At 33.1% G+C, this 14,107-nt stretch carries 15 protein-coding genes; 3 read left to right on the top strand and 12 right to left on the bottom strand.

What is annotated here, in order from left to right; translation table 11 throughout:
• Nucleotides 1-19: 19 nt before the first annotated feature.
• On the top strand, nucleotides 20-880 hold the full coding sequence (locus tag LQ611_RS00950) for an effector binding domain-containing protein (RefSeq protein WP_107572748.1): 861 nt from the start codon (nucleotides 20-22) through the stop codon (nucleotides 878-880).
• A gap of 50 nt (nucleotides 881-930) precedes the next feature.
• On the opposite strand, the gene gndA is transcribed toward LQ611_RS00950, so the two are convergent.
• A complete protein-coding gene (gene gndA, locus LQ611_RS00955; protein WP_239709282.1) occupies nucleotides 931-2,334 on the bottom strand; it encodes an NADP-dependent phosphogluconate dehydrogenase in 1,404 nt (467 codons plus the stop codon).
• 110 nt (nucleotides 2,335-2,444) lie between these two features.
• Entirely contained in the window at nucleotides 2,445-3,560 is a 1,116-nt protein-coding gene (locus LQ611_RS00960; RefSeq protein WP_103362130.1) for a M20/M25/M40 family metallo-hydrolase, read from the bottom strand.
• Nucleotides 3,561-3,655: 95 nt separating this feature from the next.
• On the opposite strand from LQ611_RS00960, the gene prli42 reads away from it, so the two are divergent.
• A complete protein-coding gene (prli42, locus tag LQ611_RS00965; protein ID WP_150527395.1) occupies nucleotides 3,656-3,757 on the top strand; it encodes a stressosome-associated protein Prli42 in 102 nt (33 codons plus the stop codon).
• Nucleotides 3,758-3,972: 215 nt separating this feature from the next.
• On the opposite strand, the gene LQ611_RS00970 is transcribed toward prli42, so the two are convergent.
• The 9 genes from LQ611_RS00970 to LQ611_RS01010 all read right to left on the bottom strand — a co-directional run bounded on the left by LQ611_RS00970 (nucleotide 3,973) and on the right by LQ611_RS01010 (nucleotide 13,429).
• Nucleotides 3,973-4,938 (bottom strand): aromatic acid exporter family protein, encoded by a 966-nt coding sequence (locus LQ611_RS00970; RefSeq protein WP_103362029.1) that lies wholly within the window; start codon nucleotides 4,936-4,938, stop codon nucleotides 3,973-3,975.
• Nucleotides 4,939-4,956: 18 nt separating this feature from the next.
• Entirely contained in the window at nucleotides 4,957-5,394 is a 438-nt protein-coding gene (locus LQ611_RS00975; protein ID WP_025904925.1) for a BrxA/BrxB family bacilliredoxin, read from the bottom strand.
• A 74-nt stretch (nucleotides 5,395-5,468) separates the two neighbouring features.
• Nucleotides 5,469-6,743 carry a dihydrolipoamide acetyltransferase family protein gene (locus tag LQ611_RS00980; protein WP_239709283.1) on the bottom strand — a complete coding sequence of 425 codons (1,275 nt, stop codon included), beginning with the start codon at nucleotides 6,741-6,743 and terminating at the stop codon, nucleotides 5,469-5,471.
• Between the two features lie 11 nt (nucleotides 6,744-6,754).
• Nucleotides 6,755-7,738: an alpha-ketoacid dehydrogenase subunit beta gene (locus tag LQ611_RS00985; protein WP_119494197.1), complete on the bottom strand. Its 984-nt coding sequence runs from the start codon at nucleotides 7,736-7,738 to the stop codon at nucleotides 6,755-6,757.
• A complete protein-coding gene (locus LQ611_RS00990; RefSeq protein ID WP_119494198.1) occupies nucleotides 7,731-8,729 on the bottom strand; it encodes a thiamine pyrophosphate-dependent dehydrogenase E1 component subunit alpha in 999 nt (332 codons plus the stop codon). Before LQ611_RS00990 ends, LQ611_RS00985 begins: the two co-directional genes overlap by 8 nt.
• 14 nt (nucleotides 8,730-8,743) lie before the next feature.
• The gene (lpdA, locus tag LQ611_RS00995; protein ID WP_119494199.1) at nucleotides 8,744-10,156 is read right to left on the bottom strand and encodes a dihydrolipoyl dehydrogenase; all 1,413 of its coding nucleotides are present in this window, start codon (nucleotides 10,154-10,156) and stop codon (nucleotides 8,744-8,746) included.
• A gap of 11 nt (nucleotides 10,157-10,167) precedes the next feature.
• Nucleotides 10,168-11,229: a butyrate kinase gene (buk, locus tag LQ611_RS01000; RefSeq protein ID WP_239709284.1), complete on the bottom strand. Its 1,062-nt coding sequence runs from the start codon at nucleotides 11,227-11,229 to the stop codon at nucleotides 10,168-10,170.
• Nucleotides 11,229-12,329 carry a Glu/Leu/Phe/Val dehydrogenase dimerization domain-containing protein gene (locus LQ611_RS01005; RefSeq protein ID WP_151359321.1) on the bottom strand — a complete coding sequence of 367 codons (1,101 nt, stop codon included), beginning with the start codon at nucleotides 12,327-12,329 and terminating at the stop codon, nucleotides 11,229-11,231. Before LQ611_RS01005 ends, buk begins: the two co-directional genes overlap by 1 nt.
• Before the next feature lie 209 nt (nucleotides 12,330-12,538).
• Nucleotides 12,539-13,429, bottom strand: a complete 891-nt coding sequence (locus tag LQ611_RS01010; RefSeq protein WP_107634466.1) for a phosphate acyltransferase — start codon at nucleotides 13,427-13,429, stop codon at nucleotides 12,539-12,541.
• Nucleotides 13,430-13,549: 120 nt separating this feature from the next.
• Between LQ611_RS01010 and LQ611_RS01015 the strand changes: the two genes are divergently transcribed.
• Entirely contained in the window at nucleotides 13,550-13,807 is a 258-nt protein-coding gene (locus LQ611_RS01015; RefSeq protein ID WP_025904933.1) for a DUF2627 family protein, read from the top strand.
• Nucleotides 13,808-13,857: 50 nt separating this feature from the next.
• Here the strand turns inward: LQ611_RS01015 and LQ611_RS01020 are convergent.
• The coding region (locus tag LQ611_RS01020; RefSeq protein ID WP_239709285.1) for an integrase core domain-containing protein at nucleotides 13,858-14,107 on the bottom strand (250 nt) is incomplete at its 5' end.

Raw genomic sequence — 14,107 nt, forward strand, 5'->3', positions numbered from 1 at the left:
CAACAGGAGTGACTGAACATTGGAAGTAATTAAAGATTTACAAAGAGCAATTGTGTACATTGAAGATCATCTATTGAGCGATATCGATTTACAAACTTTGAGCGATCACGTTGAAATGTCCCCTTTTCACTTGAATCAATCATTTACGATGGTTATTGGTATGACGCCTCTTGAATATCAACTTGCTAGAAGAATGACTGAAGCGGCGTTTGATATTTTAAGTGGTCATTCACGTATTTTAGATATCGCCTTAAAGTATGGATACAGAGATGCACATGCATTCGCTCATGATTTTAATGCATATCATGGCATAAGTCCGCTACAAACGAAGACACATCAATCTATGCTTAAAATTAAAAAAAGAGTCTCTATTAAATTAACTTCTACAGAAACAGAACCGTTAAATTATTCATTACAATACAAAGATGATTTAAAGTTAGTAGGAAAGAATCATCATTATCATTCAAATGAACTAGATAATCATTTTTTAATACCTGACTTATTAGAAATGTTATTAGAGAATAATTACATAGAAGACTTTATTAAATATAATGATGTTAAACCTAATCAACTATTCGTTATTCGAAGACCACTTGTAGATGGACTCGAAGTATTTGTAGGTGTTCCTAGTGAAAGATATCCAGGTCATTTAGATAATTACTATTTACCTGGACATCATTTTGCGACGTTTAATTTACAAGGTGAATTAGATTTTGTAGTGAGTGAAGCTTGGCACCATATTGAAAATCAATGGCAACTTAAAATGCCTTATTTACATGATGATTTTTATGTTGAGGTTTACCCTCTTGATGTTAATTTTGATCAAGAAACTTCTAAAGTACAACTTTGGATTCCTATTGATCATAAAAGAATGAATTAAAAAACAACCCGCTATCTCTTGGAGATAACGGGTTGTCTTGTTATATCAAATTATTTAGTCCATTCAGTATGGAAAATACCTTCTTTGTCTTTACGTTCATAAGTATGCGCACCAAAGTAATCGCGTTGTGCTTGAATTAAGTTGGCAGGTAAATCTTCTGAACGGTAACTATCAAAGTAATTGATTGCTGAAGAGAAACCAGGTGTTGCAATTCCTGCTTTGATTGCAGTCGCTGATACTTCTCTTAATGAACCTTGATATTTTGCAACGATATCGTTGAAGTAAGGATCTAATAATAAGTTTGTTAATGATGAATCATTATCGTAAGCGTCTTTGATTTTTTGTAAGAATTGCGCACGGATGATACAACCCTCTCTCCAAATCATAGCTAACTCACCTAATTTTAAGTTCCAGTTGTTTGTTTCACTAGCAGTTTTCATTTGAGCAAATCCTTGTGCATAACTACAGATTTTACTCATATAAAGTGCTTGTCTGATTTGTTCTAAGAATGCATCTTTGTCACCATCAAATTCAGTTACTTCTGGATTAAACGCTGTGCTTGCTTTAACTCTTTCATCTTTGAATGAAGAAATAAATCTAGCAAATACAGACTCAGTAATAATTGTTAATGGAATACCTAATTCTAAAGCATTAATTGAAGTCCATTTACCAGTACCTTTTTGTCCAGCTTTATCCATAATTTTTTCAACTAATGGTGTACCATCTTCGTTTAATTTATTAAAGATTTCGCCTGTGATTTCAATTAAATAACTTTCTAATTCGCCAGCGTTCCATGATTTAAACGTTTCAGCTATTTCTTTATGATCCATGTGTAATACACGTTTCATTAAGTCATAACTTTCTGCGATTAATTGCATATCTGCGTATTCAATACCGTTATGCACCATTTTTACATAGTGACCAGCACCGTCTGGACCAACATATGTTACACATGGAGAACCATCGCTTGCTTTTGCAGAAATGCTTTCTAAAATTGGAGCTACCAATTCATAAGCTTCTTTCTGACCACCAGGCATAATTGAAGGACCAGTTAAAGCACCTTCTTCTCCACCTGAAACACCTGTTCCAATGAAGTTTATTCCACTTTCATCTAAGTATTGATTTCTACGAATCGTATCTAAATAGTTAGTGTTTCCGCCATCGATTAGGATGTCGCCTTTATCTAATAATGGTAATAAGCTATCGATTGTTTTATCTGTTGCTTCACCAGCTTTTACCATAAGTAAAATCTTTCTTGGTTTTTCTAATGAATCTACAAACTCTTCGATTGAATAGTTTGGATGTATATTTTTACCTTGTGATTCTTCAACCATTTGGTCGACTTTCTCTTTTGAACGGTTATACACTGAAACTGAGTAACCACGTGATTCAATATTCCAAGCTAAGTTTTTACCCATTACAGCTAAACCAACTACACCTATTTGTTGTGTCATGAAATTAACCTCACTTTTTTTCATTTTCTAGTACATTTTAACATAGTTTGAATACGTTTTTCGTCTATAAAGTCTTTAATTTCAAATGAATACGTTTACATACTGAATTTTTATGCAAGTTCAGCAATTGCAACGATTTGTTCTGTAATTTTTTGTAATTCTTCAACTGGCATACGTTCATTTGTTGTATGAATATATTCATATCCAACACCTAAAATAACAGTAGGAATTCCGAATCCACTAATAACATTTCCGTCAGATCCGCCACCTAGTTTTACAAGGTCTGCTTTACGTCCAATTTTTTCAGAAGATTTAACGGCTAATTGAACAACGTCGTCTTCTTCAGTTAAATTAAAGCTTGGGTACATAATTTGTACATTAACTTCTGCACTACATCCGAATTCTTCAGCAGTTTTCTCGAATGCTTCTTTCATATGTGTTACTTGTTGGTTCATTTTTTCATCATCTAAAGATCTTGCTTCTGCTAAAATATATACATGATCACTTACGATATTTGTTGCTGTTCCACCTTCGAATCTACCGATATTAGCAGTTGTTTCTTCATCGATACGTCCTAAGTTCATATGACTAACAGCTTTAGCAGCAATATTAATAGCAGAAACACCTTTTTCAGGTTCTAATCCAGCGTGTGCTGTTTTACCTTTAATAATAGCCTCTATTTTAGCTTGTGTAGGAGCTGCTACAACTGTTGTACCTACTTTACCAGGCGCATCAATAGCAAAACCATATTTCGCTTGAATATCATCAGGATTTAAAGCTTTAGCACCAACTAAACCAGATTCTTCACCTACTGTAATGATAAATTCGATATCACCATGTTGAATATTGTTATCTTTAATAACTTGAATAGCTTCTAAAATTGCAGCTAAACCAGCTTTATCATCAGAACCTAAGATTGTTTCACCTTTAGAATAAATGTAACCATCTTCACGTAATTCTGGTTCAATATTATTACCAGGCGTAACAGTATCCATATGGCTTGTAAAATAAATCGGCGTCTTGCTAGAATCTTCACCTTTTAATTTACAAATTAAATTACCAGCACCATAACCAGTTTCACTTTGAGAGTCATCCTCTTTAACATCTAAACCTAAATCCGTAAACTTTTGCTTTAATAAATCAGCAATCTTTCTTTCATTTTTAGATTCAGAATCTACCTTTACAAGTTCCATAAAAGTATTTAATAATCTTTCTTCATTAATCATGATTGTCCCTCTTTTCATTTATTTAAATATCTCATAATCTAGTGTATAATAGTTGATAAATATATACAAAACTAATGTTTAAAGAGAGGGTTATCATGGGAAATAAGAATGTACGTAAAATCATAATCATCGTAATGTTAGTAGCTATAGTAGCTGCACTTGTATTATCAGGTATCTTACCATTCCTATTAAATTAATAATATAATTCAAAAGCGCTAGCTCATGATGAGTAGCGCTTTTTTTGGGTGAGAGATACAAATTTTAATTAGGTATTATTAGAATATGTGGAACTGGTGAGTTAAAGACAATATTAACTCACGAGATTAGAAAAGATGTGAGTTAAAGGCAAAGTAAACTCACATCTCCCCCCACTATATACACAAAAAACGCAATGCCGTATAGCATTGCGTTTTTACTTCTTAAGGCTACCGAATTGTGATTTGATTAGTAAGTATTCTTCTACTTCGTTTAATAGTTGAAATAGTGCTGCGATACTTTCTAATTCTTGATGTGATTTTGGTAGCTCGATAGACTGTAATTTTATTTTAATGTCATATAGGTTATGCAATCTCATAAGAGAGTAATCGTTACCTTGTACGTTTTGTGATACTTCTAATAACAATTGACTACATAAATGATGTGCATGATGACTGTGTTGCATGGATTCGATTAATTTTTTCATTCTTTTTAATAAAGTTAATTGTTCTTCTCTCATATCAAAATAATGATAGTAAGAGTTTTCATTTCTCACAAAATGATTTTTAACTTCTCTAAATGCTAATGATTTAGCTTTTCTAATATTTTCTGAAACGATATCGAATGAAGGTACATTAATTTTTTTATTTGGATCTTGTAAGCATTGACTATAAATAAAGGTTATTAATATAAAGTCGTCTTCTATTTTGCGTTTATAATTGTTAAGTTTATAATCTAAACTTGGCATAAACATATTCATGATTAAAGCAATACCAATACCAATTATAAGTAATAAAATTTCATTTATGACAACATTCATATCTATCGTTTTAGCCATATACAGATGAAGTATAATAACACAGCTTGTTACAATTCCTTCTTGCACACCAATCATGACTGTTACGGGTATAAATAAAAGCACCATAATACCAAGAATAATAGGCGTACTTCCTAAATAAGTGAAAAATACTGAACCTATCAAAATTGCAATAAAACACGCTACAAATCTATATATTGCAGCTTCAAATGATTTAACTCTTGTATCCTTAATACATAATACAACAAGAATAGCACTGGATGCATAATTATCTAAGCCGATTAACCTAGAAAGGATGACAGCTAATGTCATCCCTAGGGCAGTTTTTAATGTTCTATATCCTATTCTGTACGGTTTTATTTGCATAAGAAATGAACCGTTCCTTTACACTTCTTCGCAATACTCTTCGAATAGTGCTTGAATGTTTGTAATAACACTCATTGGATCGTGACCTTCGATTTCATGTCTTTCAATCATTTTGACAATTTTGCCATCTTTAAGAAAAGCAAATGATGGACTTGATGGTGGATAACCTTCAAAATAATCACGTGCTGTTTCTGTTGCTTCTTTGTCTTGACCAGCAAATACAGTTACTAATTGATCTGGTAATTTATCATAGTGTAACGCATGTTGTGCTGCTGGTCTTGCGATTCCGCCTGCACATCCACAAACTGAATTAACCATAACAAACGTTGTACCTGGTTTGTTGAATGTTTCTTCAACTTCTTCTTTAGTTGTTAATTGTTTGTATCCAGCCGCTTCTATTTCATTTCTCGCAGAATTAACTACATCATTCATATATAAATTGAAATCCATTTCCATAAAAAAAGCCTCCTGTAATAATAGATAAGTCTATTTTACAGGAGATTTAAGGGTAAAACAATGACAAGGTTTTATTAATATATAGAAGTGTTCTCGATTGTCATACTTTGTAATCTTTCTTTTACATATTTTAAGAATTCACCGGCCATTAAACCATCCAATATTCTATGATCAATGGATAATGATAAATTAACCATATCACGAATACCGATCATATCATTGACAACTACAGGTCGTTTCACAATTGATTCAACTTGTAAAATAGCAGCTTGTGGATGATTGATAATACCCATTGATGATACTGAGCCAAATGAACCCGTGTTATTGACTGTGAATGTACCACCTTGCATATCTTGAGAAGTTAATTTATGCTTTCTTCCTCTAGTTGCAAGATCATTAATTTCACGAGCGATACCTTTGATTGATTTATCATCAGCATTTTTAATAACAGGTACATATAATTTATCTTCACTTGCTACTGCGATTGAAATATTAATATCTTTATGAATTTTAATTTCATCGCCTGCCCAAGTACTATTTAACATCGGATATTTTTTCAATCCTTCTGCAACAGCTTTTACGAAAAATGCGAAGAATGTTAAGTTATATCCTTCACTTTGTTTAAAAGATGACTTATGATGTTGTCTTGTTTTAACAAGATCTGTAGCATCAACTTCGACCATCATCCAAGCATGTGGAATTTCATGAACACTTTGCAACATTTTATTCGCAATTGCTCTTCTTACACCATTGACTGGGATTGAATCGCCAGGTAAAGAAGTCGTTTCTGGTTGAACTGTATTTTCAGCAACTTCTTGAACTGGTGCATCTACTTGTTTAGATGATGTATCTTCAGTTGGTACACCATTTTCAATCACATTTAAAATGTCTTTTTTAGTTACTCTTCCTAAATTACCAGTACCTTTAACTTTACTTAAATCAATATTATTTTCACTTGCTAATTTAAATACAACAGGTGAATATTGACCGTTATTCATTGGACCTTCTTGTGGTTTATTAGAAACAGGTGTTTCAGCTTTTGCAGGTTGCGCTTCTTTAGTTACTTCTGGTTCAGTTTGTTCATCAGCACTATTATTGTTATCCTCTGATGTTTCACCTTCAACTTCCATTGTACAAATAACTGTTCCAACATCTACTGTTTCACCAGCTTCTACAACAATTTCTTTAATTGTTCCATTAAATGTTGAAGGGACTTCAGCTGTTACTTTATCTGTTATCACTTCGCACAGTGCATCGTACTCTTCAATTGTGTCACCTGGTTTAACAAGCCATTGTTCGATGGTACCTTCATGAACACTTTCTCCAAGTTTCGGCATCTTTACGTCCATAATTTAACCTCCTAAAATTCAGCTAATGTTCTCATTTTTTCTTCTATTTTCACAGGATTCATCATAAAGAAATCTTCCATAAGTGGTGAAAATGGCATAGCTGGTACGTCTGGACCTGCAAGTCTTGCAATTGGTGCGTCTAAATCAAACAAGCAATTTTCAGCTATTATGGCAGATACTTCACTCATAACACTACCTTCTAGATTATCTTCAGTTACAACCAATACTTTGCCAGTCTTTTTCGCACAATTAATAATTGTTTCTTTATCTAGTGGATATAATGAACGTAAATCTACTATTTCTGCATCTATACCTTCAGTTGATAATATTTCAGCTGCTTGAAGTGCGTAATTTACACATAATCCATAAGTGAATACTGTAATATCTGAACCTTCTCGTTTAACATCTGCTTTATCGATTGGTACAGTATAATATTCTTCAGGAACTTCTTCTTTTAATAGTCTGTATGCTTTTTTATGTTCAAAGTATAATACAGGGTCATTATCTTCAATTGCCGCAAGAAGTAATCCTTTAGCATCGTATGGTGATGATGGAATAACAACTCTTAAGCCTGGTGTTGAACAGAATATACTCTCAATACTTTGAGAATGATATAGTGCGCCATGAATTCCGCCGCCAAATGGACTTCTAATTGTTAAAGGACAATCCCAATCATTATTAGAACGGTATCTTATTTTAGCTGCTTCATTGATAATTTGGTTTGTTGCCGGAACGATGTACTCTGCAAATTGAATTTCAGATACAGGTCTTTTACCCATCATAGCTGCACCAATTGAAGCACCAACGATATTTGATTCTGCTAACGGTGAATCGATCACGCGTCCTTCACCATATTTATTGTATAAATTTTTAGTTGCGCCAAATACGCCGCCTTTTAGACCAACATCTTCGCCGATAACAAATACGTTATTATCTTTTTCCATCGCTTGGTCCATAGCTTGATTAATCGCGTCAAGATAGGATAACTTAGGCATTCTTTTCGCCTCCTTGATCATATACATGTGTTAAAGCTTCTTCCGGTAATGGATAAGGTGCTTTTTCTGCATTTTTAGTAGCAGTATTGATTTCTTGTTTAATTTCATCTTCTATTTGGCTGAACCATTCATCGTTTGTAACTTGATGTTCAACTAAATATTCTTTGAATTTAATCATACAATCATTTTCTTTTTCTGCTTTCATTTCTTCTGTCGGACGATAATTATCATCATCATCTGAAGAATGAGGTGTTAAACGGCTACATAATGCTTCAATAAGTGTTGGTCCTTCACCATTAATTGCACGTTCTCTTGCGCGTTTTACTACTTCATAAACAGCTATAGGATCATTACCATCCACTTGTTCACCGAATGCACCGTAACCTGCAGCTCTAGATGATAAATCGTCTGTTGCGTACTGTAAGTGACTTGGTACCGAAATGGCATATTTATTGTTTTCGATAATACAAATAAATGGCAACTTATGAACACCAGCAAAGTTCATTGCTTCGTGGAAATCACCTTGACTCGTACTACCTTCACCTAAAGTAGCAAGTGCAATCGCTTCTTTGCCATCCATTTTAAGTGATAAACTTGCGCCAACTGCATGTAACACTTGAGTTGTTACACAAGAACCTTGCGTTAAAATAGATAAATCTTTTTTACTAAAGTGAGATGGCATTTGCTTACCACCACTTGAAGTATCACCTTGTTTAGCAAATGCAGCTAACATAGATTCTTCTGCAGAAATACCACGTGCTGTAACTAAAGCTAAATCTCTATAGTAAGGTGCTAATACGTCTTCGTCTTTTAGTGCATAATATGTGCCAATTTGTGTTGCTTCTTGACCTTGACAACTTATAACAAACGGTAGTTTACCTGCTCGGTTAAGTAGCCACATTCTTTCGTCAATTTTTCTACCTAATAACATCCATTTATAAATTTCTTTTAAGTCTTCATGCGTTAATCCGACAGTCTTATAATCTAACATCTAATCTCTCCTCTTTAGACGTGAATAGCACGATTCTCAGATTTTAACCCTAGTTCCATGAGCACTTCTCCAATTGAAGGATGTGCATGTACAGTAGTTGCTAGTTCTTCAGTAGAGCCATTCATAAATGTAAATAGAGCTGCTTCATTAATTAATTCAGTCACTTTTGCACCAATCATATGAATGCCAAGCACTTTTTCATTGTCTATATCTTTAATTAAAATACATTCACCAAGTCCATTATTTTCGATGACGGATTTGCCAATCGCTTTAAATGGTACTTTAAATTTTTTGAAATTAATATTTTGCGCTTTAGCACCTTGTTCAGTCATCCCTATCGAAGCAATTTCAGGGTTTGTATATATACATCTTGGTACTGTTAAGTAATCTAATGTGATAGGATTTTGATCAAACATGTGCTCTACAGCAATAGTTCCTTCTTTAGTTGCAACATGTGCTAATTGATAATTACCGATGACATCTCCTACCGCATAAATATGTTTATCATCAGTTTGATAAACATCATTTGTTAGTATATAGCCTTTTTCATCGGTCTTTATTTTTGTGTTGTTCAATCCTAAATCTTCAGTATTCGGTGTTCTACCAACTGCGACTAATACTTTTTCAAAAGTTTGTTGCTCATTTTGAAGTGTTACATCTACATGTTGATCATGTATGTTGACATCTTGTTCAGATAAAGGACAATTCTCATGAATGGTTATGCCATTTTCTTCAAAGCTACGTTTAATCGTTTTACTGATTTCTCGTTGTTCGTTAGGGATAATGGATTGCCCTGCTTCAACAACTGTTACTTTTACACCTAAATCATTTAATAAAGATGCAAACTCAAGTCCAATCACACCGCCACCGATAATTAACATGCTTTCAGGCAACGTTTGTAACTGCATCATATCATCACTTGAAATGATGGTTTGATGGTTAAATTTTAAGAATGGTAATTCAATTGGTCTTGATCCTGTTGCAATTAATACATGTTGATTAACGAGTAGTTCTGATTCGCCATTTTCAAATTCAACAGATACTGTTCCAGCTTGAGGCGAGAACAATGAAGGTCCTAGAATTCTGCCATTACCTTCGTAAATGTCAATTTTGTATTTTTTCATCAAACTTTGTACACCATTGTACATCGTAGCAACTGTTTCATCTTTCTTAGCAACAACATCCGTCATTTCAAAATCAGCTGAAGCAGTTTTAATACCATATTCGTTTGAATGTTGTATGTATCTTAAAATTTCTGCAGTTTTTAAATATGATTTTGTAGGTATACAACCTTTATGTAAACAAGTTCCACCTAACTTAAATTTCTCTACAATTGCGACTTTTTTTCCTAGTTGTGAAGCACGAATTGCTGATACATAGCCCGCCGTACCGCCACCTAGAACGACTAAATCATATTCTTTAGACATAGTATTACTCCTTATTCATATGACTTGGTACTAATTTTACCGTGTAAGAGGTCCATTACGCCAATATTTAAGGCGTGCATTTCTTTTTCTCCTTTATATATAGTAACATTTTGTAGCCAAGATACATATTGTTTTACTTTATTTGTGATATATTTTGAATAACTTAATCCGCCAGTTATGATAATTTGATCGATTTGACCTTCTAAAACGACCGCGCAAGACCCTATAGATTTAGCAATTTGATAACACATGGCATCTAAGACAAGTTTAGCAGTTTTATCGCCATTTTCCATCATTTGTTCTACTTTTAAATAATCATTTGTACCAAAATATGATAATAACCCAGAATTTTTACTTAATTCATTATTAGCTTCTTTAGCATTTAAATCGTGATCAATAACCCATTTAATTAACGCATCATTTGGAATGGAACCAGCTCTTTCAGGACTAAATGGACCCTCGCCTAACAAGCCGTCATTAACTTCGATGACTCTTCCTTTTCTATGAGCACCTACACTTATACCGCCACCAAGATGTGCGACGATGACATTAATATCTTCATATGCTTTGTTCGTATCAGCTGCATATTGTTTAGCGACTGATTTCTGGTTTAATGCATGGAAGATACTGCGTCTTTCAATACCTTTAATGCCAGTAATTCTTGCTTCAGGTATTAATTCATCTACGACAACTGGATCAACAATATAAGCCTGTATATTTAATTCTTTAGCAAATGTATAGCCGATAATACCACTTAAATTCGAGGCATGAAATCCATATTTAAAAGATTTCAAGTCTTGATACATGATGTTATTAACAAGATATGTTCCACCTTGTATAGGTTTTAAAACACCACCCCTACAAGCAATAGCATCTATTGCTTGTAGCGAGATATGATGTTGGTTTAATGAGTTCTTGATACTTTCAAGTCGAAACGGGACTTGATCAATTAATGGAAGATTAGTTTGTTCGATATCATGTCTGATAACATCTTCAAATAACATATCATAGTTATTAAATACTGCAACTTTAGATGATGTGCTTCCTAAATTAAGTACAAGAATTTTTTTCATTATTTTTTACCTCTAGAAATGATAGATCTTTCAGTTTTTAAGAAATTACTTCTTACATTCTTAAGTTGTTCAATACGTTCTTCAGCTAAAATTTCAGCTGCACGTGCAGTAGTAATTTGATCTCGCTTACTAATTTCAAACACTTTATCCATTTGGTCATAGATTTTTTCAATATTTGAGATAGCACGTACTTCATTGTATCCATCTAATTCATCCGCAACATTGATAACACCACCAGAGTTAGCAACGAAGTCAGGCGCATATACAATACCTTTATCTTCTAATTGAGCACCGTGTACATCTATGTCTTGTAATTGGTTGTTTGCACTACCACATACGACTTTCACTTTTAAACGTGCAATCGTATCATCATTTAATACGCCACCTAAAGCACAAGGTGCAAAGATATCAGCATCTACATCATAAATATCATTAATACCTACACTTTGAGCGTTGAAGTCATTTACAACTCTATCAACTGCTTCTTGGTTAATATCTGTTACAACTAATTGAGCACCTGCTTCATGTAAATAACGACATAGTTCGTAAGCAACGTGTCCAACACCTTGAACAGCAACTGTTTTCCCGTTTAAGTCATCTGTTCCAAATGCTTCTTTAGCTGCGCGTTTCATAGAAACAAATACACCTAATGAAGTTTTAGGGCTTGGGTTACCACTAGATTGGTGGCTTTCAGATAAACCAACTACGTAATCAGTTTCTTCAAAGATAATATCCATATCGTCTTCAGTCGTGCCTACATCTTCAGCAGTAATATAACGACCATTTAAACTTTCTACATATCTACCTAAAGCTCTAAATAAAGCTTCTGATTTATCTTTTTTAGGATCTCCGATAATAACTGTTTTACCGCCACCTAAGTTTAAACCAGCTGCAGCATTTTTATATGTCATACCTCTTGATAGGCGTAATGCATCATTAATAGCATCTTCTTCACTTTCGTATGGCCACATTCTACAACCGCCAAGTGCTGGTCCTAATGTTGTATCATGAATCGCAATGATTGCTTTTAATCCTGAACTTTTATCGTGACAAAATACTATTTGCTCATAGTCATATTTTTCTATCGTTTCAAATAACATAATAATCCCCTTTTCAACTTTTATATAATAACTTCATTTCTAATTTTACATGAAATGTTTTATTTATCAAATAAATTGACAAAAAATGATAGCGCTTACAAAAAGTAAAAATTTTTAGAAAATTCAATCTTTATTGATATAAAAGCATTGTAAGCTCTTTCGATACTTTGAAATAAAGAGTATAGTTATTAATTTGTTATTATAATATACTAAATAAGCATTAACGCACTACATATAGAATGAAATTTATCTCGTGATGAATCTGATCTAGAAGTTAAAATTATGGGTATTTTTGCACCAATTATAACAGATGCTACATCGGCGTTCGATAAATATACGAGTGATTTATATAAAATATTGCCACTTTCAATTTGAGGGACGATTAAACCATCAACATTACCTGAAATTTTTGAATCTATTTTTTTAATAATGGATGCTTTTTTATTAATTGCAGCATCAAATGCAATTGGACCTTCTATTTCAAGATCTGGTTCTTCATGATTAAAATAAGATACGACTTCTTTCGCATCAACCGACGACTGCATTTTCGGATTCACATTTTCAATTGCAGAAAGTACCCCTATTTTAGGTGAGTCGATACCAATTTTTTTGAGCGAATAAACTAAATTCGATGTGATTTCAATTTTTTGATCGATATTTGGTGCAATGTTCATCGCAACATCTGATACAGTTAACATCTTGTGATATTCAGGTATATTAAATATCGCGATATGGCTCATTCTATAGTTGGTCTTCAAGTTATATTTATCTTTTAATACTTCTTTTAGCAATTCTGATGTTGAAATTAACCCCTTCATAATTAAGTCAGCTTTTCCGTCTGCTACAGCTTGTACACATTGAGATACTGTATGTTCTTCGTTAAGTGTTTGAATAATTTCTATCCTATTTAATTCTTCATGTGTTAAATTAAATGACCTGATCAACTCATCTTGTGGTCGCTCATCAAACAACATGAACCTAGCTTTTGTATGTTTAATCGCTTTAACAATTGCTTTAATGACACCTTCATCATTAGATTTACATACAGCAATTGTAGCTGATATATTTTGACCGTTTTTTATCATATCTTTAAAAAGCATTTAATCCCCTCCTATTACTATCATAATCAAATTGTACCGTTTATTCCATTTTTTCAATGTTTACTTTTACTCATTATCTCATATATAATATAAGTTATTAATTAATAGGAGTTTTAACTTATGCAAAAGTATATTGCATTACTTATTTTGGTGATACCAGGTATCATTGCAGGACTAGGTATTAAATGGATGAGAGATGCTGTTTTCGGACAACTTGTTCCACAATTACATTTTATTTGGTTACAGTTTTTATTAGGCTTTATATTCTTTGTATTTGGTGTAGTGTTCATTGGGGGTTATATACTACATCGTGAAAAGAAAAATAAACGTGCACAAGAACATTTTATGAAGAAACAAAATGCCAAAAAAAGAGACTAGGATTACGGCACTGCACCCTTACTAAGGGAGCTCAATAAAAACACTATTTTCTAGGCTGCTAATTTCCTATATTCTATAGGGGATAAGCAGCCTAGTTTTTGTTGTATTCTAACTTTATTATAGTTTTCAATGTAATTTTCGACAATATCTATTACAATGGTATTAGAGCTTCTAAGCTCACTGTTTAAGTAGAATGTTTCACACTTTATAGAGGCATGAAAACATTCTATTGGGGCATTATCAGCTGGCGTTCCCTTACGGGACATGCTTCTGGTAATGCCTTTTTCTGTACATAGGGCA

It is taken from the genome of Mammaliicoccus sp. L-M44 (assembly GCF_022386355.1).
GTDB classification, from domain to species: domain Bacteria; phylum Bacillota; class Bacilli; order Staphylococcales; family Staphylococcaceae; genus Mammaliicoccus; species Mammaliicoccus sciuri_A.